Here is a 21,068-nt window from a genome sequence, read left to right as displayed (position 1 = left end):
TATGCTGCGCGAACCGTTGCTGAGCCACCCCGCTCCTCCCCGAGCCGCCGCAGTGAGGCCAAGAATACAAAAGGTTGCGCAATTTCGCGCGGCGGGACCCTAAAGAGTGCACCCGCGCCCAAACGTGAGAAAAACCTCACATTTTCCGCGCGGGAGACACCTATGCGCAAGGGCTTCGACTACGGTGGCTCATCATGATTGTTCTGTAGGGCTAACTAAGTCTGCCCGCAGCTCTTCATCACACTGTTCCCCATCAGCTCAAAAGAGGAAAGATGCCTGTAACTATGCTGCATTCCATGCCCCGCCCGGCCGTGCTTTTCGCCGGACAAGGCTCCGATTGGCAAGGTTTCATCGCCACCGCCGCGCAGACTGCCGCCACTGCCGAATCCCTACGTGAGGCCCTCGCCCAAGCCCGCAGCCTCACCGGCCCCGCCGCACGCACCATCGCCTCCACCTGCCCCGGCGCGCTAGAGCGTCTCGAACAACTCATCGCTGGTTCCACCGAGTCCAGTCCCCTCGACGCGCTGCCGGCGGTATCCATCCCGGGCATCGTCCTGGGCCAGATTGCCGCCATCGAGCAGCTGCGTGACCTAGGCGTCGACATCGATGAGCGCGCTGGGCATTCGCAGGGAAGCTTGGGCGCGTTGGCCGTCGACAAGCCGGCGCACGCCCTCGCCCTAGCCATCCTGATGGGCACCGCAGCCAGTGCTGTCAAGGGCTCCGATCCGCGCTCCCAGATGCTGTCCATCCGCGGCCTGGAGCGCAGCTTCGTCACTGAGCACCTGCACGGCACCGCCGCCATCGCCGTGGTCAACGGCCGCCGCCACTTCGCGCTTTCCGGCAGCCCGGAGGACCTGGCCGCCACCCGCACCGCCATCGAGGAGGCCGTCAAGGGCTTCAACGCCGAGCTGGAGAAGCGCACCATCGGCGGCGATGAGCACAGCCCGCGCTTCGATGAGCTACCCGTGGCCCTCCCCTTCCACAACCCGGTTTTGGCCATGGCGGCCGAGCGCACCGTGGCGCTGGCGCAGAAGTGCGGCCTCGACGCCGATGAGGCCCGCGCGCAGGCCGAGGCCATCCTGGTCAACGAACACGATTGGCCGGCTACGCTGGCTGCGCTCAACTCCGAGCACCTCATTGTCCTGGACCGCGCGCTGACCATCCTCACCCGCCGCGTCGTGGAGGGAACGGGTGTCACGGTGATCTCGGCCGCCACCCCGCAGGAGCTCAATGCGCTGGCCACACCAGGCACTGAACTGCCCAAGGCCCTCAACTACGCCGACTTCGCCCCGCGCACCATCGAACTCCCGAACGGGCGCACCTATACCCAGACCCGCTTCTCCGATCTCACGGGCCTGTCCCCCATCATGCTGGGCGGCATGACGCCGACGTCTGCCGATGGTGAGATCGTCGCCGCGGCAGCCAACGCCGGGCACTGGACGGAGATGGCCGGCGGCGGCATGTACTCCGATGAGGTCTTCCGCTCGCACCTGGCCACCATGGAAAAGCACCTGCGCCCCGGACGCACGGCACAGTTCAACACCATGTTCTTCGACCGCTTCCTGTGGAACCTGCACTTTGGCCAAGCGCGCATCGTGCCCAAGGCCCGCGCCGCTGGTGCGGCTTTCAACGGCGTGTGCATCTCCGCCGGCATTCCGGAGGTAGAGGAAGCCGGCGAACTGATGGACCGCCTCCACACCGACGGTTTCCCCTTCATCTCCTTCAAGCCCGGTACCGCAAAGCAAATCCGGGATGTGCTGGCTATCGCCACGGCCTACCCGGAGGACCGCATCATCATGCAGGTCGAGGACGGCCACGCCGGCGGCCACCACTCCTGGGTCAACCTGGATGACATGCTGCTGGATACCTACGCCGAAATCCGCCAGCACCCCAACGTTTACCTGGCAGTCGGCGGCGGCATCGCCTCTCCGGACCGCGCCACCTCCTACCTCACCGGCGAGTGGGCGATAAAGCACGGCCTGCCCGCTATGCCTGTCGACGCCGTCTTCATCGGCACCGTCGCCATGGCCACCAAGGAAGCTAAGGCCACCGATTCGGTGAAGGACCTGCTGGTCAATACCACCGGCATTTCCCCAGAGGACAATGATGGCTGGGTCGGCCGCGGAACCGGAGCGCATGGCGTGGCGTCCTCCCAGTCCCACCTGCTGGCGGACATCCACGACCTGGATAATTCCTTCGCGGCGGCCTCGCGCCTGATTACTTCCCTGAGCATCGAGGACTACCCGGCGCACCGCCAGGAGATCATCGATGCCCTGGCCAAGACCTGCAAACCCTACTTCGGCGATGTGGAATCCATGACCTACGCCGAGTGGCTGGAGCGTTTCGTGGAGCTGGCCCACCCGTTCGTGGATCCCAGTTGGGATGACCGCTTCCTCGATCTCCTCCACCGCGTCGAAGCCCGCCTCAACCCGGCGGACCACGGCCAGATTGAAACCCTCTTCACCAGCGTTGAGGACGTCCACGATGCCCCGCGGGCCGTCGCCAAGCTGCTGGCCGAATACCCCGCCGCGCGCAGCACCGAGGTCTCCGCGCGCGATGCCGCCTGGTGGATTTCGCTGCACTATAAGCACGTCAAGCCCATGCCGTGGGTACCGGCCCTGGACGGTGACCTGAAGTCCTGGTTCGGCAAGGACACCCTCTGGCAGGCCCAGGATGAGCGCTATTCCGCCGACCAGGTGCGCATCATCCCGGGCCCCGTAGCCGTGGCCGGCATTACCAAGAAGAACGAGCCGGTGGCAGAGTTGCTCGCCCGCTTCGAGCAGGCCACCACGGATGCGCTGCTGGAGCAGGGCTCGACCCCGCAGAAGGCCTTCTCCCGCCTGAATTCCGCCGCCGATGAGGCCGAGTTCCTGCGTACTTCTCCTACCCTGCTGTGGCACGGCCACCTCATGGCCAACCCGGCTTATGAGATGGATGAGAACGCCTTCGACCTGCGTCAGGATGCCGAGGGCAACTGGGAGATCGTCATCACCGCGGACTCCTACTGGGATGACCTGCCGGAGGAGCAGCGCCCCTTCTACGTTCGCGAGGTCACCGTCCCAGTGGACTTGCCGGAGGATGTAGCCACGGGTGGCTCCCCGGTGGTCTCCGAGGAGCGCCTACCCAACTCCGTCTTCACCCTCTTGGAGGGGCTGGCCGGTGTCGGCTCCACCGCGGAGCAGGGCGATGAGATTACGGAGATGCCCACCGTCGAGTCCGGCTACTCCTTCCACTTCCCTGCTTCGCTGCTCTCCGCACACAGCGCGGTGACCTGCGGCGATGCCGCAGCCGAGAAGGCCGGCACCCCGGATGTTCTGGTCGGCCCCTGCTGGCCGGCCATCTATGCCGCGCTCGGCTCCGGACGCCTGGAGGATGGTTACCCGGTCATCGAGGGCCTGCTCAACGCGGTGCACCTGGACCACGTCATCGACGTGCGCGTACCGCTGGAGCAGCTTGCCGACGGCCGCCAGATCGACGTCACCTCCTCCTGCACCGCCATCGAGGAATCCGTCTCCGGGCGCATCGTCACGGTCGAGCTCGAGCTCAAGGATCACGCTTCCGGTGGCATCGTGGCCACGCAGCTGCACCGCTTTGCCATCCGCGGCCGCGCCACCGGCACCGCCGCACCGAGCCAGGCACCGGAGTGGGGCGGCGGTAAGTCCGCCACCAAGGTGGTGCCGACCCCGCGCTCCTTCGTCGACCGCGCCACCGTCACCGCCCCGCAGGACATGACTCCCTTCGCGCTGGTCTCCGGTGACTACAACCCGATTCACACCTCCTATAACGCGGCCCAGCTGGTCAACCTGCAGGCACCGCTGGTGCACGGCATGTGGCTCTCGGCCGCCGCACAGCAGGTGGCCGGACGCCACGGCCGCGTGGTGGGCTGGACCTACTCCATGTACGGCATGGTGCAGTTGGGCGATGACATCGAGGTCACCGTCGAACGCGTCGGCCGCAAGGGCATCCACCAGGCCCTCGAGGTCACCTGCCGCATCGAGGGCGAGGTGGTCTCCCGCGGACAGGCCCTGCTTGCCGCACCGACCACGGCGTATGTCTACCCCGGCCAGGGCATCCAGGCCGAAGGCATGGGCAAGGGCGACCGCCAGGCCTCCCCGGCAGCGCGCGAAGCCTGGCGCCGCGCGGATGCGCATACCCGCGAAAACCTGGGCTTTAGCATCCAGAAGATCATCGATGAGAACCCAACGGAGCTCACCGTTCGCGGCACCACCTTCCGCCACCCACAAGGCGTGCTGCACCTGACCCAGTTCACGCAGGTGGCCCTGGCCGTGGTGGCCTATGCCCAGACCGAGCGCCTGCGCGCCGAGGACGCCCTGGCCCCGACCTCCTACTTCGCCGGCCACTCCCTGGGCGAGTACACAGCGCTGGCCTCGCTGGCGAATATCTTTGACCTCGAAGGTGTCATCGACATCGTCTACTCCCGCGGCTCCGCCATGGGCAGCCTGGTCCCGCGCGATGCGGAGGGCAACTCCGAATACGCCATGGCGGCACTGCGCCCGAACATGGCCGGCATCGACGGCGACAACGTCGACGCCTGGGTGGCTGAGGTCGCCGCAGCCACCGGCGAGTTCCTGGAGATTGTTAACTACAACATCCGCGGCCAGCAGTACTCCGTCGCCGGCACCAAGAAGGGGCTCAAGGCCCTGGTGGACAAGGCCAATGCCATCGCCCCACGCGCGGCGGTCATGATCCCGGGTATCGACGTTCCTTTCCACTCCCGCGTGCTGCGCGAGGGTGTTCCGGCCTTCGCCGAAAAACTCGACGAGCTCCTGCCGCAGGAGCTGGACCTCGATGCCCTGGTGGGACGCTATATCCCGAACCTGGTGGCCCGCCCCTTCGAGCTCACCCAGGACTTCGTCGACGCCGTGGCCCCGCTGGCACCCTCCGGCAAGCTGGATGGGCTGAAGGTGGAGGACCTCTCCGAGCACGAGCTCGCCCGCCTGCTGCTCATTGAGCTGCTGTCCTGGCAGTTCGCCTCACCTGTGCGCTGGATTGAGACCCAGGAGCTCCTCTTCGGAAAGGTCGAGCAGATCATCGAGGTCGGTCTGGCTTCTTCCCCGACGCTGACCAACCTGGCCACCCGCTCGCTGGCCGTCGCCGGAATCCCGGAAGGCACCATCCGCGTGCTCAACGTGGAGCGCGACCAAGAGCAGGTCATGCTTGCCGACGTCTCCGAAGCCCCCGCCGCCGCACCGGCTGCGGAATCCGACGCCGAAGAGGCACCGCAGGCGAGCGAAGCACCAACCGAGACTCCGGCTGAGGCAGCGCCGACTGCACCGACTCCTGCACCTACCGCCGCAACTGCGAGCGACGCCCCCGAGCTGCGCTTCGGTGCGGCGGAGGCCATCATGGTGCTCTTCGCCTTCCAGAACAAGATTCGCGTGGACCAGATCGCGGACTCCGACACCGTGGAGGAGCTGACCAACGGCGTGTCCTCGCGCCGCAACCAGCTGCTCATGGACATGTCCGCGGAAATCGGCGTGCCGGCCATCGATGGCGCCGCCGATGCCGACGTGGCCACGCTGCGCGAGAAGGTCGCCACCGCCGCCCCGGGCTACTCCGCGTTCGGCCCGGTGCTGGGTGAGGCCGTCGGCGCGCGCCTGCGCCAGCTCTTCGGAGCCGCGGGCCTTAAGCCCACCGCCGTGGCGGACTACGTCACCGGCACCTGGGGACTGCCCGAATCCTGGGTTTCCCACGTCGAGGCGGAGATCCTGCTTGGCTCCCGCGAGGAGGACTCCGTGCGCGGCGGCTCGCTGAGCACCGTGCCGGCGAGCGCCACCTCGAAGTCCGCAGCACACGAGCTGATCGACGCCGCCGTCCAGGCCGTCGCCGCTACCCACGGTGCCTCCGTATCCAAGGGCGCTGCCGCCGGTGGTGCCGGTGGCGGTGCCGTGGTGGACTCCGCTGCTTTGGATGCCTTCGCCGAGACCGTCACCGGTGAGAACGGCGTGCTGGCTACTGTCGCCCGCCAGGTTCTCTCCCAGCTGGGCCTGGACTCCGAGCCTGAGCTCATCGAAGCCCCTGATACCACCGTCATCGATGCCGTCGAAGCTGAGCTCGGCTCCGGCTGGCTCAAGTCCGTCACGCCTTCCTTCGATGCCAACAAGGCCGTGCTTTTCGACGACTCCTGGGCCATCGCCCGCGAGCGCCTCGCCCGCCTGGCGCTGGGCCAAGCCGAGTACCCAGTGGACAGCTTCCGCGGTGCCGGCGAGGACCTAGCGCGTCAGGCCCGCTGGTGGAAGCGCGAGGATATCGCGAAAGCCGCCATGGACACCGCCCCCGGCGCGTTTGCCGGTGAGGTTGCCCTGGTCACGGGTGCCGCCCCTGGTTCCATCGCCACCGCGCTGGTGGAGCGCCTGCTGGAGGGTGGTGCGACCGTCATCATGACCGCCTCCCGTGTCAGCCAGGCCCGCAAGGAATTCGCGCGCACGCTCTACGCCGAGCACGGCGCTGCCGGTTCCGCCCTGTGGCTGGTCCCGGCGAACCTGTCCAGCTTCCGCGATATTGACGCGCTCATCGACTGGATTGGCACCGAACAGCGCGAGTCCGTGGGCAACGAGGTCAAGGTCCTCAAGCCCGCGCTGACCCCGACGCTGGCCTTCCCCTTCGCCGCGCCGAGCGTGTCCGGCTCGCTGGCGGATGCCTCCGGCACCACCGAGACGCAGGCCCGCCTGCTGTTGTGGTCCGTCGAGCGCACCATTGCGGGGCTGGCGAGGTTGAGCCAGGGGGACGTCGACAAGCGCTGCCACGTTGTCCTGCCAGGCTCGCCCAACCGCGGCACCTTCGGTGGCGACGGCGCCTACGGCGAGGTCAAGGCGGCACTCGATGCCATCCTCAACAAGTGGAAGGTCGAGGCCGGCTGGCCGCAGGGTGTCACCCTGGCGCAGGCCAAGATCGGCTGGGTGGCTGGCACGCACCTCATGGGCGGCAACGATGGGCTGGTACCCGCCGCTGAGAAGGCCGGAATCAAGGTCTGGAGCCCGGAGGAGATTTCCGCCGAACTCATGGATCTGGCCAGCGCCGACTCGCGCGAGCAGGCAGCTCACGCCCCGGTGGAGAAGGACCTCACCGGCGGCTTGGAAGGCTTCTCCCTCACCGAGCTCGCTTCCGGTGCGGAGCCGACTAACGTCGTTCCGCACGAGGAGAACAACGCCCCCGCGACCATCACCGCGCTGCCCAACCAGGTGCAGGCAGTACAGCCTGGCCTGGAGGAAGAAGTTGGCCAGGTCACCACGGACCTGGAGGACATGGTGGTCATCGCCGGCATCGGCGAGGTCTCCTCATGGGGTTCCGGCCGCACGCGCTTCGAGGCCGAGTTTGGCCTGCAGCGCGATGGTTCCGCGGAGCTCACCGCCGCCGGTGTGCTGGAGCTGGCCTGGATGACCGGACTGGTGGAATGGCGCGAGGATCCACACCCGGGCTGGTTCGTGGTGGAGAGCGATGAAGAGATCGCCGAGGAGGACATCTTCGAGCGCTTCCGCGATGAGGTCGTCGCACGCTCCGGCGTGCGCACGCTGACGGATAAGTACCACCTCACCGACCGCGGCTCCATCGACCTGACCACCGTCTTCCTGGACCGCGACGTCACCTTCACCGTGGATTCGGAGGCCACCGCCCGCGATATCCAAGAAGCGGACCCGGAGTTCGTCAGCATCGCCGAAGTGGACGGCGAGTGGCAGGTCACCCGCCGCCAGGGTGCCACCGTTAAGGTGCCGCGCAAGGCCACGCTGACCCGCACCGTCGCCGCGCAGATGCCGGATGACTTCGACGCCGCCAAGTGGGGAATCCCAGAGCACATGCTTGATTCCCTGGATCGCATGGCGGTGTGGAACCTGGTCAGCGCAGTGGATGCCTTCACCCAGGCCGGCTTCTCCCCGGCGGAGCTGCTGCGCTCCATCCACCCGGGCCAGGTGGCCACCACACAGGGCACCGGCATCGGTGGCATGGAGTCCCTGCACAAGGTCTTCGTCACGCGCTTCCTCGGTGAGGAGCGCCCGTCCGACATCCTGCAGGAGGCCCTCCCGAACGTCATCGCGGCGCACACCATGCAGTCCCTCGTGGGCGGCTATGGTTCCATGATTCACCCCATCGGTGCCTGCGCTACCGCAGCGGTGTCGATTGAGGAGGCCGTGGACAAGATTGCCCTGGGCAAGGCCGACGTGGTCGTGGCCGGCGGTATCGACGATGTCCAAGTGGAATCTCTCCAGGGCTTCGGCGACATGAACGCCACCGCGGAGACCGCAAAGATGACCGCCAAGGGAATCGATGATCGCTTCATCTCCCGCGCCAATGACCGCCGCCGCGGCGGCTTCCTCGAAGGCGAGGGTGGCGGCACGGTCCTGCTAGTTCGCGCCTCACTAGCAGCCGACTTAGGACTGCCGGTGCTCGCAGTGGTCGCGCACGCCGCCTCCTATGGCGACGGTGCCCACACCTCCATCCCGGCCCCTGGCCTGGGTGCGCTGGGTGCTGGCCGCGGCCGGGAGAACTCCCGCCTGGCGCGCTCGCTGCGCGGTCTCGGCCTGACCCCCAACGACGTCAGTGTCCTGTCCAAGCACGACACCTCCACCAACGCCAACGACCCCAACGAGTCGGAGCTGCACTCCCTGCTGTGGCCGGCGATTGGCCGCAATGAGGACCAGCCGATGTTCGTCATCTCCCAGAAGACGCTCACCGGGCACTCCAAGGCGGGTGCCGCGCTCTTCCAGACCGGCGGCATCATCGACGTCTTCCGCACGCACCGCATCCCGGCGAACGTGTCCCTGGACTGCGTCGACCCGCTCATCGCCCCGAAGGCGCCGAACCTGGTGTGGCTGCGCTCCCCGCTGGATCTCGCTGCGGCGGGCCACAGCGTGAAGGCCGCGGCGCTGACCTCGCTTGGCTTCGGCCACGTCAGCGCGCTCATCGTTTACGCCCACCCCGGCGTGTTCGAGCAGGCCGTGTCTCAACAGCGCGGGGCGGACGCCGCCGCCTCGTGGCGTGAGCACGCCGAGCAGCGCCTGCGCGCCGGCCGCGCACACTTCGAGGCCGGAATGCTGGGCCGCGCCCCGCTCTTCGAGGTCATCGAGGGCCGCCGCCTACCGCACGCCGACGCCAAGGTGATGATTGACGGCTACGGTCTCGTCGACGCCGACAAGGCCGCGGAAATCTCCATGCTCCTCGACGCCGATGCGCGCCTAGGCAGCAACGGTGAATTCTCGAGTGTGTAGCCGTTAGCTAACTGGCTGGCCAGACCAGCCAGTAGTAGATAGAGCTCAGGCCCGCTTCTTGAAAAGGGGAAGCGGGCCTGAGCTTTTTGTAGCCGCCATCGAATCGGCCACTACGTTTCAGCTAACGCTCGACCAACTTTTGCTTCTCAACTCCGTTAATCTTTTCCACGCATCCACTGGCATACGAAGCATAGAACCGTATCAAGCGTCTTTAACAAAGCAGTGACTCACGATAAGAGTTATCCGGCGCATTGCGCTCGCAGTCCACCGGGATAACTACTATCCCGGTAAACTAAGATATCGATCTACCGGGATAAGTCATATCCCCAGTGCGTCGAGCGCATGAGAGGAGTCAGCTGTGGCAAAGACAGTCGAATTGGAATGGATCCCTGCTGATGGCAGCGGTCTTTCTCGACGCGCCAAGCAAGGCGGGAAGTATTATGCTTTTGTTCCCGATCCCCTCGCAGGTATGTCGTTGAAGCTTCCGTCCGAGCTCTCGCGACGTATCGTTCGCATCGAGCGGGAGATTCACAATCTTGGGATGAGAGACAATACCCACTCGCTTGAAGGAGTTGCGCGACTCCTGCTCCGTTCTGAGGCCGTCGCTTCCTCCCGGATCGAGGGAATCGCTCCCAACTCCGACAAAGTAGCCATGGCGATCCTCGCGCGTGAATCAGATTCCGGAATTCGGGGTTTCAAAGAATCCGCAACAGCTGTCGCCCGCAATGTCGCCATCCTCGACACCATCAATGCAGACTTGGCTTACAAAGACGAGCTGGTCCTGGATGACATTGTTGCAATGCAGACTGCACTCGTTGCAGAAAAGCCTTTACAAGGAGTACGTACTACTCAAAACTGGATTGGCGGGTCTGACTATCACCCCATCGGTGCGGCTTTTGTCCCCCCGCCTCCTGTAGAAGTCCCAAGACTCCTCGACGATCTCATTGAATACTTCAACGGGGCAGACCACGCCGCGCTCGTTCAAGCAGCGCTCGTTCATGCCCAGTTCGAGACCATCCACCCATTCCCGGATGGGAACGGGCGCGTGGGACGAGCCATGATTCACGCGCTTTTGCAGCGCAGAGGGCTCACCGATGCTGCGGTTCTCCCCGTCAGTATGGTTCTGGCAACGCTCGGTGACCGTTACGTCGACGGACTCACGAAATTCCGCGAGGGTGACGTGCTGGCATGGATCTCTTTCTTCGTCGAGGCTGCACAAGTCGCCACCACCAAAGCAGCTGAACTTGCGGATAGCGTCGCCGCCCTAGAAGCAGAATGGATGGACAAGGTCAATCACCACCGCACTGCGCAAGGAAGCAAGCGCGCATTGAAATCGAATTCGACGGAGTTCCAACTGCTCAAGAAGCTTCCTGCCATGCCTTTGGTCACGGTGCCCATTGTGAAGTCCGAGCTGGGGATTTCATCGACAAGCACGGCCCGAGACGCGCTCGATTCACTCACCGAGGCTGGCATTCTGCGTAAGAAAGTCATCGGTGCGGGCGGGCTTCTCGGTTACTTCGCTGACGATGTTTTCATGTTGGTCGACGATGCTGAACGCCAACTCGCTTCGACGCAGTTTAATACTCGGCTTTCACCTCCGACCAACCGAGCAGTTCCAGCCCTTCGCAATAAATAAGCAGTAATCAATAGTGGTCACCTACTTCGTTTCCTTACATAAGGCAAAGCGTCGTGCTGATGCGACGCTGCAGGAGGGGGCATCGGAAAGCTCAAAAGAGACCGTCACTAAAAATGACGGTCCCATCATGGCGCAGGTTAGGTGCCCTTGACGTTGAGGATCTGGCGCAGGGTGTGCTTGACCTCAACGAGCTGGGCGGCATCGGCCATCACGCGGTCGATGTCCTTATAGGCGTCCGGAATCTCATCGACGAACTCGGCGCCGGGACGATAGACGATCCCTTCCATGCGTGCGGCAAGGTCCGCCTCGGTGAAGCGGGCCTTGGCCTGGGTGCGCGACATGACGCGACCCGCGCCGTGCGGCGCAGACTTGAGGCCCGGCGGGTAGCCCTTGCCTTCCACGACGTAGCTAGCGGTGCCCATCGAGCCGGGGATGAGGCCGCGGTCGCCTTCGTCCGCCTTGATGGCGCCCTTACGCGTGAGCCACACGTTCTTACCGTAGTGGTTCTCGCGCTGGGTGTAGTTGTGGTGGCAGTTGATGCGCTCGAGCTCGAGGGCCTCGCGATCCGCGCCAGACCAGGTGGCGACGCAGTCGAGGAAACGATCCATCATCTCATCGCGGTTGAGCAGCGCAAAGTGCTGTGCCCAGTGGAGATCCGCAATGTAAGAGTCGAACTCGGGCGTGCCCTCGACGAGGTAGGCCAGGTCCTTGTCCGCGAGCTGGATCCAGTGCTTCTCGCAGTGACGCTGCGCGGCCTTGATGTGCTTCTGGGCAATCTTGTTGCCCACGCCGCGCGAGCCAGAATGCAGGAACAGCCAGACGCGGTCGGATTCGTCGAGACACAGCTCGATGAAGTGGTTGCCGCCGCCCAGGCTGCCCAGCTGCTGACGCCAGTTTTTGGAGTGGCCGAGATCCACGCCGGTGTCCTGGGCCAGCTGCGAGAGCTCGCGCGTGCGGGCCTCGGTGCGCGGGTCCATGATCCAACCGTTGTAGTTTCCGGGCGAGAGCGGAATGGAGTCTTCGACCGCGGTGCGCAGGTCCTCGAGAGCGAAGTCCTGGATCTCCGCGTGCGTGAGGTGGGTCCGGACGGCAATCATGCCGCAGCCGATGTCCACGCCGACGGCCGCCGGGATGACGGCACGCAGCGTGCCGAAGACGGTGCCGACCGAGGAGCCCTTGCCAAAGTGGGCATCAGGCATGAGCGCCACGTGTGGGTGGACGAAGGGCAGGTCAGCGACGAGTTGTGCCTGCGCCACCGTCTTGTCTTCAACAATGGAGGCGAAGTTGTGCAGGCGCATAAGAGAGCCTTTCTCTGCGTTTGCGTAACGCAGTTCGTGAGAAAGGGCCTGCTTGGGCGGCTGACTTGTGAGTTGTGCGCGCGGGTCGCGCGGCTGGCACCAACGTCCGGGATAAGCAGGGCCGCTTTCCCGGGAAATGGTCAAGTCAGCCTGTTAGAAGAGTTGCTTAAAGAGGCGTCCTAGCGGCTGATTGTTATGGGTCATCATCGCGGTTCGCCTCCTTTATGCTTTCTTGTTCTTCTTCTTTCGGGCTGTTAGTGCTGCGTGTGAGCCTACACGATCTACGCGATTTCTACATGCGATTGGTGATGCAAGGAAAATTCAGCCAGCCACGAAAAACTTGACACCATCCATTCAACCGCATTCGCTGCCTGCTCATTTGTTCGTCCGTCTGGCGGGGTGTTGTGCACCGTGACAAGCTTCGTTTAATCGTTCAGCCCGCCTCGACCTAGTCGAGACCTAGTCGAGAGTGGGCTGGATCTTTATCTGGGTTATGCAGCAAGAGTGCACTGGGCAAGGCCGACGTCGTGGTCGCCGGCGGCATCGACGAGCGCTTCATCTCCCAGAAGACACTCACCGGCCACTCCAAAGCGGGTGCCGCGCTCTTCCAAACCGGCGGCATCATCGATGTCTTCCGCACGCACCGCATCCCGGCGAACGTGTCCCTGGACTGCGTCGACCCGCTCATCGCCCCGAAGGCGCCGAACCTGGTGTGGCTGCGCTCCCCGCTGGACCTCGCCGCGGCGGGCCGCAGCGTGAAAGCCGCGGCACTGACCTCGCTCGGCTTCGGCCACGTCAGCGCGCTTATCGTCTACGCCCACCCCGGTGTGTTCGAGCAGGCCGTGTCCCAACAGCGCGGGGCGGATGCCGCTTCCCAGTGGCGTGAGCGCGCCGAGCAGCGCCTGCGCGCCGGCCGCGCCCACTTCGAGGCCGGCATGCTGGGCCGCGCCCCGCTCTTCAAGGTCATCGAGGGCCGCCGCCTCCCGGCACAGGACGCCAAGGCCGCCGAGATTGCCATGCTTCTCGACGACTCCGCGCGCCTCACCGAGGACGGCACCTACCCCTCCGCCTAAGGCGCTGGCCCCTAACAGCAAGCCCTAAGAACAAGCCGAGGACGTCCGCAAAGAAGCGGGCATCCTCGGCTTCTTTTCTGCCTGCGCCCAAGTGCCCCAAAGGCGTCGCAGGTGTCCTATCTGCCAAACTTATCGCCGATCCATGCAACGCGGGGGCAAGGTTTTGTCAGCTAGGCGCGTTTTTGCCTGCTCCCTCTGCTTCCTCCACCAGATCATCCTGCGCCTGCCGCGCGTTATCTGAAATCTCACGCGCCCTTTGCTCCAAGCTCTCCTGGGCGCGGGCCTGAGCTTGGGAAGAATTATCGGCGCGCGGCGGGGCTTGGATGAAACGCTCGGAGTGCAATCCCAGCTGCAGCTCCTTGGCGCGCAGCACCTCCGCATCAATCTTGAGACCGACGATCAGCACCGTGTTCATCAGCCACGTGGCCACGAAGACCGCCATGACGGTGCTCAGCGCACCATAGGCGCTGGCCGCAGCGAAGTACTTCAGGTAGAGGCCTACCAAGCCCCAAGACGCAACCGTGCCCACGAGCGCCACCACGGAACCATAGGTAATCCACCTAAAGCGTCCGGGCCGCACGTTGGGGCTGAAATGATAAAGCACCGCGATGAGCGTGAGCACCACTACCACCGTGACGGGAAAGCGCAGCCAGTTCCACACCGGCAGGAAGATTCGCACCAAGTACGTGGCGACGTCTTCTAGTCCTACGTTGCGCGCAAGCGGAATCAGGCCCTCATTAAGAACTGCATCACGCAACAAGTTGGCAAAGAGCACGATGACCGCGCCGACCACGATGACTGCTGTGAGCCCCCACATCAGCGCCCACGTGCGGATGATGCCGCGGCCCTCCACCCGGCCGTACACGGTATTGGCTGTGCGTGAGAAGGCCCGCACATACGCCGAGGCAGAAAACAGCGAAATAGCCAGAGAGATGATCAGGGCCAGTGTGCCCTGCGCGCTGGATCCGATAATCGTGCCGACGACCGTATGTGCTTGCTCAGAAAGCGAACCGGGGACGTACTGTTCGATGAGCTCTGAGGTCAGTTGCTCCACTTCTGCTTGGCGGGAGGAGAAGATGAGCGTGACAATGGAGTAGGCGGCCAGCACCGTTGGTGCAAAAGCCATGAGTGTGAAGTAGGTCATCCCGGCGGCGCGGTCCATGAAGGCATCGTGGAAGAAGTCATTCCACGTGCGGCGGATGACCAGCCCCCAGCTCTCCTTGCGCAGACGGTTGCCTTTGGCGAGGGGGTTGTGCTCTTCATCGTGGCCCTGGACCTCCAGGACGGTCGAGCCTTTAAACGGCAAGATTGTCTCCGGCTCCTCGGCCGACATAGCGTTGCCGTCAATCTCCTCTTCGCTCATATCTGACCAGCGTATGCGGCACAGCGCGCATTCAGGGGAAGGACACTCGGGCCACAGCCAGAGCCGTGGTTACACTGGGGAGGCATGACTGAGAAGAACACTGAGAACAAGATCAACGTAAAGTCCTTCGAACTCGATCACCGGCTTGTCGCCGCCCCCTATATCCGCGTCGCCGACCGCACCGACCTGGGCGGCGGGGTCGAGATTATCAAGTATGACCTGCGCTTCTGCCAGCCCAACAAAGAGCACCTCGGTACCGAGGCACTGCACTCGGTTGAGCACATGATGGCCAACTTCATGCGCAACTACACCGACAAGCTCATTGGTTTTGCCCCGATGGGCTGCCGTACCGGCTTCTACGCCATCACCAACGGCATGGAGCAGGATGAGCTGCTCCGCGCTGTCGAGGGCGCGCTCAATGACATCCTCAATGCCACTGAGGTTCCCGCCGCCAACGAGGTGCAGTGCGGCTGGGGCGCCCACCACTCACTTGAGGGCGCGCAGGAGGCCGCACGCAACTTCCTCGCGGCCAAGGAAGAGTGGCTCAACGTCATGGCCTAGCCACCCAAGTCCTTCTTAAATACTCACACCCAGCCAGATGGGCTCCGGCTCCAGCGTCACGCCGAAGGCCTTCTGAACCCCGGCGCGGATGTCGCGGGCCAGCGCAACGATATCGTCCGCAGTGGCCTCACCGCGGTTGGTCAGCGCCAGGGTGTGCTTGGTGGACAAGGTTGCCTTCGCACCCGATTCTTCACCCGGGTAGCCCTTGGCAAAGCCGGCGCGCTCGATGAGCCAGGCGGCGGAGAGCTTTTCCTTTTCTTCTCCAGATGCGGTGGACGGCACCGCATGGCGGGGCATGCGGTCGGCATCCTCGTCGCCACGGGCGGCGCGGACGGCTTCCTGGATGGAATCGGCAAGCTCGGGCTCGACGATGGGGTTGGTGAAGAAGGAACCGGCCGACCATGTGTCGTGGTCTTCTGGGTCAAGCACCATGCCCTTGCCGCGGCGCAGCTTCAGTACGTCCTCGCGGACCTCGGCCACGGGGCGGCGCTCACCGGGGTTCTGGGTGAGCTGGCCAAAGCGCAGGGGCCTCGACAGGCCGTCGGTAGTTAGCTGCAGCTCGACGGCCAGCACCACGCCGCGCCCGGTGAACTTCAGGTTGGAGTAGCGATAGGCCAGCTCCAGGTCCGCGGCCGGCACCCACGTCGCGGTCCGGGTAGCGCGCTCGTAGAGATAGACCTGCGTGAGGACGTCGGAGGTCTCCGCGCCATAGGCGCCGACATTCTGCACCGGCACGGCACCCGCATTGCCCGGGATCCCGGAAAGGCACTCGATGCCGCCCAGGCCGCAGTCCACGGACAAAGCCACGACGTCATCCCACACCGCGCCCGCATCAGCACGCACGAGGCCACTGGCCACGGAGACGTCGATGTCCTCAAAATCGAGGATGACCACCACGACATCCAGCTGACCTTCCGCCACCACGAGGTTGGAGCCACCGCCGACGACGAGGTAGTCCTGGGAGGCGTCGTCAAGCGCTGCCAGCGCAGCGATGGCGGCCTCAGCGCTGGCGCAGCGCACCGTCACCAGCGGGGCACCGCCGATGCGCAGCGTCGTGAGATCGGCGAAGGTGGTCTCGGAATCAAGGGTGACTCCGTCAATATCAGCGAGGGTCAGGAATTTATCTAGCACGTCTACCAAGGTAGTCTGTAACTCATGTCAACCCGTAGCGAAAACACCGTGATCATCAACCAGCCCATCGATAAGGTGCACAAGGCACTGTCCACCCAGGAGTACTGGGACTTCATCGTGGCCAAGCTCTCCCCGGAACCGGGCACCGTGCACGAGTTCACCGGCAACACCGCCGTGCTCTACGAGATTCTTCCGACCTCCCTCCTCCCGGAGGCCGTCCGCGCTATGGTCTCCCAGGACCTCAAGGAGAAGCGCACCGTGACCATCGGCGAGGTTGTCGATGATCAGATGTCCGTCTCCTTCACCGCTGACGTCAAGGGCACCCCGGTCGACTTCAAGGGCGACATCACCTACAAGGGCCAGGGCGAGTCCACCGCTCTGGATTACGTCTCTGAGGTTTCCGTCAACATCCCGATGATGGGCGCTGCCATCGAACCGAAGGTTGCTGAGGCTCTGCAGGAGCTCTACACCAACGAGGGCAAGCTCACCGAAGAGTGGATCTCCAACAACCTCTAAACAGCTCTCTACAACGCAGTTGTTGCCATGGCCGATCACGCGCATAACCTGAAGGCTCAGGAAAGCGCTGGTCGGCCTTTTGGCGTTATTACCCGCGGCACCACTAATCCCAACCGCCTGCGCCGCTGCGATCGCTGGATGGTGGCGCACCCGGAAATCTCCTCGCTGCTGCGTTCCACTAAGGAACCGCTGGCTCTCGACGTCGGCTACGGCGCCTCCCACACCACCACGGTGGAGTGGGCCGGGTGGCTGCGCAACGTCAATCCTCACACCCGGGTGACGGGTCTGGAGATTTCCCCCGAGCGCGTCCTGCCGCCGCGCGATGGCGTGGCCTTTGAGCTCGGAGGCTTCGAGCTGGCCGGCTACCACCCGCAGCTGGTGCGGGCCTTCAACGTGCTGCGCCAGTACGACGTGGACCAGGTAGAGAAAGCCTGGAACACCGTGACCTCGCGCTTGGCACCGGGCGGCTTCTTCGTGGAGGGAACCTGCGACGAGCTGGGGCGCAGGGCTGCCTGGGTGCTTCTCGACGCCTCCGGCCCACGCACCCTAACCCTCGCCTGGGATCCCTTCGACGTTGCGCGCCCCAGCGATATCGCGGAGCGCCTGCCCAAAATCCTCATCCACCGCAACGTGCCGGGCGAGCCGATCCACGAGCTCTTGCAGGCGGCCGACGCCGCCTGGGACCGCGCCGCCGGCTGGTCTCCTTATGGCCCGCGAGTGCGCTGGCGCATGGCGCGCGAAGAACTCCGGCACACAGTTCCCATCCATCCGGTACACCGCCGCCTGCGGGATAACGTGCTCACAGTGGATTGGAACCTGGTAGTTGGCCATCTTTAAGCCGGTGCGCCACACTAGTAGTCATGGCTTCTTCTAAATCTTCCGCCTCGACGGCCTGGAAAATCTTCATTGGCGTACTCGTGGTACTCCTGCTCATCATCTTGGTAGCTGAGCTCGGCCTGCGCTGGTTCTTGGGTTCACAGATGAAGAGCCAATTTACCCAGTCCGCCAAGGAGCAGGGCGTGGAGACCTCCGAGGAACCGGAGGTGAGCTTCGGTGCTAGCCCCATGGTCTTTGGCATGCTCAACGGCAAGATTCCGCAGATGGATATGAAGACCCCGTCCACGCTGAAGATTGATGGCACCAACATCGCTGGCCAACCGGCTGCGGATGTCCACGTCGAAGACATGACGCTGTCCCAGGAGCCGGTCGCGGGCACTCTGCGGGCCTCGACGACGGTCCCGGATCAGTTCCTGCTCGCGAGCTTCCAGAAAGCCATTGCTGAGCAGTCTGGCTATGATGCCTTGGGCAACCTCGTGGTCACCGCGATTACCGCCAACGATGCCGAGGATGACCTCGACGTGGAATTTGCCGGCGGCCTGGCCACGCTCTCGCTCAAGCCGGAAGCTCGCGACGGCAAGCTCGCCATCGATGCGAAGGAAGCATCGCTCTTCGGCTTCGACCTGCCGGAGCAGGCGACCTCCGCGATTTCAAATGCCTTGGCCGAAGGCATGGAGGAACAGCTCGCGGGGCAAAAGCTCACCTTTGAGTCCGTGGACGTCGGCGCCGGCGAGCTCACGCTGACCCTCATTGGCCACGACGTCCCGATGAGCGAGCTCGATTCCGCCACGGCACCAGCACCGGAATCGGCACCGGCCAACTAAGGCTTAAGAATTAGGGCACAGGCTCTCTACGGTGAGCTGTGTGTCTAGGTCTTCGTCGTCTGAAACGACGGACCCCGGATCAACAAGGGATTGATAGCCCGCCTGCTCCGCCAGGCGGGCTATTTCTTTAAGCGGCAAGCGCGAGTCTTCGGGAAGAATGAGCCCTAAACGCACGGGCAGCGGGCAGGCCTCGCGGAGGGTGACGAGCTCGGAGAGGAGCGAGGTGACGTCGCCAAGCAGTGCATCCACCGCAACCCACACCTCTGCGGCACCTGATTGCACGGCCAGCCGCGCCTCCGCCGCCTTCACCAAAGAGTGGTGGCGCCCAGTGGGATAGCCGGCGACGGCAATGATGTGCTCGGCGCCCTCGGCTGCAAGCACATGGTGCGGGGAGACAAGCACTCGCTGCTGCCCCGCGGATTGGGTCCGCACCTCCTCCAGGGAGGCCTCAAGCAGGTTCAGCATTAGTAGGAATAATCGCCGTTGATGATGGCCTTGAGCTGCGGGCGCACATCAAACCAGTACACGCCGGTGATGATGGCGCCAATCCAGCTGACAAAATACAGCGGCAGGTTCATCACCAGGGCGGAACCGACGAGCAGCCCGACCCATACCCATTTGTTCTGGCGGTCACCGGCGCGGAAGGCATCCTCCCGCGTCATCGCCGCTAGGACGGCACCGATGAGGGCAAAAAGGGATACCGCCATAAAAATGTACTGCGGTATCGACGAAATAATATTTAGAAAAGTGTGCATTAATTAATTCTCGTCAACGACTTCGCCGTCGATGACATCGTCGTTCGGCTTTGCTGCATAGGGGTTGCGCGGGCTCTGCGGCTCCTGCGGCTGCTGGCCCGCCGCGCGCTGCTCCTTGGCGTTGTTGATAGCGCCCTGAACCCCCTCACGGGTCTCGTTGAAGGCGGTGTTGAAATCCTCACGAGCCTTCACGAAGGACTCCGAGTTGCGGGTCTCACGTGCAGCGGAGGACACAGACTCCCCGATGTTCTTAGCCGTGGAGGTTACGCGGTCAAAGAAGGACTCTTCCTTCGCGGTGCCATCACCCATGCCCGCCGCATCAGCGGCGCGGGCAATGCGTTCCGCCTGCGCGTTCTGGGCCTGGTTCTGGCGCTCTTCCTTGAAACGGCCACCAAAATCCTTGGCCACATCAAAAGCAGAGGAACCGGCATTCTTGATTGAGTCAAATACGGACATGGTCGTCACTCCTTGTTAGACGCCAAAAAGCAGATGATTAACAGTGTAGATAACCAACCCAGCCAGTGCACCCACGACCGTGCCGTTGAGGCGAATGAACTGCAGGTCCTTGCCCACCATGAGCTCGATGTTCTCGGAGGCCTCCTGGGCATCCCAGCGCTTAATGGTCTCCGGGATAATCGCGATGATCTCCGGTGCGAACTTCTCCACCGCGTAGCGCGCGGCCTTGTCCACGAACGCATTGGCCTGGGCCAGGAACTCCGAATCTTCCAGCAGGCGGTGCGCCAATTCTTTCACCTTGGCGGTCATCTTCTGGCGCAGGAAGGACTCCGGGTCGGTGAGCTGTTCAATGAGCGTGGAGGAGACCGTCGCCCACATTGCCGCCGGGGCCTTCTGCGCCTGATCGGAAGTCAGCATTTCCTGCTTGATTCCCTCGATGCGCCCGCGCATATCTTCATCCCACTGCAGGTCCGAGGACAACTTGGACAGGTTGCGGCGAATGGCCAGGCGGGCCTCGTGGTTGCCGTTGCGGCGGACCTCATCGGCGAACTCCACGAGCTCGGCGTAGACCTTCTCCCCCACCATCTCGCGGGCAAAGCGCGGCGCCCAGCCGGGCATGCGCTCATCGATGGCGGTGACCACCGTGGATTCCATGCCGAGGATCTTTCCGTGCGCCCAGTCAATGAGGTCATCTTCCAACGGCCGCGCCTTGCCTTCCGCGATATAGCCCTCCAACAGACGGCCCAGCGGCGGGCCCCACTCGGGTTCTGCCAGACGGTCCATGACCTGGGTGCGGATGAATTGCTCTGCCTCCGCCGGGTCTAGGTCCGCGACCACGCTGGCGGCGCGCTCACCAATCCACGCGGAGACCTCCTCCGCCCGCCCAGGCTCCACGCCCTGGCGCGCCAGCCACAGCGGTAGCTCCGCCTCCCGCACCTTGGCGCTGAGCGCATCCGCGGTGAGGAAGTTCTCCTCCACGAAATCCTTGAGCGCATCACCCACGCGGTCCTTGTTGTTGGGGATGAGCGCGGTGTGCGGGATGGGCAGCCCCATCGGCCGGCGGAACAGCGCGGTCACGGCGAACCAGTCCGCCAATCCACCGACCATTCCTGCCTCCGCCGCCGCGCGCACGTAGCCCACCCAGACGGGAGCCCCGCTTGCCGACGCCTGCCACCACGAGCACCCCAAAAAGATCACCGCCGCACCAATCAGGAAGGACAGCGCAATCGCCTTCCAGCGGCGCAGGTCCGCCCGGCGCGCCTCCTGGTTTCCTGGCTGCGGCACAAACGACGTCTGCGACGCCGACGTTTCCCGAGCCGGCTCAAGCCCTGCGTCTGCGCGGTGCGTCATGGGTTGGTTCTCCTTGGGTCTGCGTAATGATGGGGAATAGTGAA

At 64.2% G+C, this 21,068-nt stretch carries 13 protein-coding genes and 1 pseudogene; 7 read left to right on the top strand and 7 right to left on the bottom strand.

Going from position 1 to position 21,068, the window contains the following annotated elements:
• The first annotated feature begins 272 nt into the window (after positions 1–272).
• Together R3O64_RS01420 and R3O64_RS01415 are read left to right on the top strand one after the other, a co-directional pair.
• The gene (locus tag R3O64_RS01420) at positions 273–9,224 is read left to right on the top strand and encodes a fatty acid synthase subunit beta domain-containing protein (protein ID WP_339017163.1); all 8,952 of its coding nucleotides are present in this window, start codon (positions 273–275) and stop codon (positions 9,222–9,224) included.
• Positions 9,225–9,582: 358 nt separating this feature from the next.
• Positions 9,583–10,860 (top strand): Fic family protein, encoded by a 1,278-nt coding sequence (locus tag R3O64_RS01415; RefSeq protein ID WP_070561553.1) that lies wholly within the window; start codon positions 9,583–9,585, stop codon positions 10,858–10,860.
• Positions 10,861–10,997: 137 nt separating this feature from the next.
• On the opposite strand, the gene R3O64_RS01410 is transcribed toward R3O64_RS01415, so the two are convergent.
• Positions 10,998–12,158, bottom strand: a complete 1,161-nt coding sequence (locus R3O64_RS01410) for an RtcB family protein (RefSeq protein ID WP_154761906.1) — start codon at positions 12,156–12,158, stop codon at positions 10,998–11,000.
• Positions 12,159–12,715: 557 nt separating this feature from the next.
• Here R3O64_RS01410 and R3O64_RS01405 point away from each other — a divergent pair.
• Positions 12,716–13,231 (top strand): annotated as a pseudogene (locus tag R3O64_RS01405) (hypothetical protein); the annotation flags it as partial.
• A 166-nt stretch (positions 13,232–13,397) separates the two neighbouring features.
• Here R3O64_RS01405 and R3O64_RS01400 read toward each other — a convergent pair.
• Positions 13,398–14,594, bottom strand: a complete 1,197-nt coding sequence (locus R3O64_RS01400; RefSeq protein ID WP_269948808.1) for a YihY/virulence factor BrkB family protein — start codon at positions 14,592–14,594, stop codon at positions 13,398–13,400.
• Between the two features lie 84 nt (positions 14,595–14,678).
• Between R3O64_RS01400 and R3O64_RS01395 the strand changes: the two genes are divergently transcribed.
• Positions 14,679–15,155 carry an S-ribosylhomocysteine lyase gene (locus tag R3O64_RS01395; protein ID WP_070533976.1) on the top strand — a complete coding sequence of 159 codons (477 nt, stop codon included), beginning with the start codon at positions 14,679–14,681 and terminating at the stop codon, positions 15,153–15,155.
• A gap of 15 nt (positions 15,156–15,170) precedes the next feature.
• On the opposite strand, the gene R3O64_RS01390 is transcribed toward R3O64_RS01395, so the two are convergent.
• On the bottom strand, positions 15,171–16,286 hold the full coding sequence (locus R3O64_RS01390; protein WP_339017161.1) for a UDP-N-acetylmuramate dehydrogenase: 1,116 nt from the start codon (positions 16,284–16,286) through the stop codon (positions 15,171–15,173).
• Positions 16,287–16,310: 24 nt separating this feature from the next.
• Here R3O64_RS01390 and R3O64_RS01385 point away from each other — a divergent pair, with 24 nt between their 5' ends.
• The 3 genes from R3O64_RS01385 to R3O64_RS01375 are packed head-to-tail and all read left to right on the top strand — an operon-like array spanning position 16,311 to position 18,463.
• The gene (locus R3O64_RS01385) at positions 16,311–16,802 is read left to right on the top strand and encodes a DUF2505 domain-containing protein (RefSeq protein WP_070521152.1); all 492 of its coding nucleotides are present in this window, start codon (positions 16,311–16,313) and stop codon (positions 16,800–16,802) included.
• Positions 16,803–16,829: 27 nt separating this feature from the next.
• Positions 16,830–17,639 (top strand): class I SAM-dependent methyltransferase, encoded by an 810-nt coding sequence (locus R3O64_RS01380; protein WP_339017160.1) that lies wholly within the window; start codon positions 16,830–16,832, stop codon positions 17,637–17,639.
• Positions 17,640–17,662: 23 nt separating this feature from the next.
• The gene (locus tag R3O64_RS01375; RefSeq protein WP_154761902.1) at positions 17,663–18,463 is read left to right on the top strand and encodes a DUF2993 domain-containing protein; all 801 of its coding nucleotides are present in this window, start codon (positions 17,663–17,665) and stop codon (positions 18,461–18,463) included.
• 3 nt (positions 18,464–18,466) lie between these two features.
• On the opposite strand, the gene R3O64_RS01370 is transcribed toward R3O64_RS01375, so the two are convergent.
• From R3O64_RS01370 to R3O64_RS01355, 4 genes are read right to left on the bottom strand one after another with little or no spacing between them, the layout of a single operon-like run.
• The gene (locus R3O64_RS01370; RefSeq protein WP_339017159.1) at positions 18,467–18,928 is read right to left on the bottom strand and encodes a deoxyribose-phosphate aldolase; all 462 of its coding nucleotides are present in this window, start codon (positions 18,926–18,928) and stop codon (positions 18,467–18,469) included.
• Entirely contained in the window at positions 18,928–19,218 is a 291-nt protein-coding gene (locus R3O64_RS01365) for a DUF2516 family protein (RefSeq protein ID WP_070561538.1), read from the bottom strand. The genes R3O64_RS01370 and R3O64_RS01365 overlap by 1 nt, the downstream gene beginning before the upstream one ends.
• 3 nt (positions 19,219–19,221) lie before the next feature.
• Complete coding sequence (locus R3O64_RS01360; protein ID WP_070521169.1) at positions 19,222–19,674, bottom strand: CGLAU_01105 family protein; 453 nt, start codon at positions 19,672–19,674, stop codon at positions 19,222–19,224.
• A gap of 15 nt (positions 19,675–19,689) precedes the next feature.
• Complete coding sequence (locus R3O64_RS01355) at positions 19,690–21,024, bottom strand: DUF445 domain-containing protein (protein WP_070596618.1); 1,335 nt, start codon at positions 21,022–21,024, stop codon at positions 19,690–19,692.
• Positions 21,025–21,068 lie beyond the last annotated feature (44 nt).

This window comes from Corynebacterium hesseae (genome assembly GCF_037850265.1).
Lineage (GTDB): Bacteria > Actinomycetota > Actinomycetes > Mycobacteriales > Mycobacteriaceae > Corynebacterium > Corynebacterium hesseae.
The sequence above is the reverse complement of the archived record's forward strand: the minus strand, read 5'-3'. Positions and strand labels throughout refer to the sequence as shown.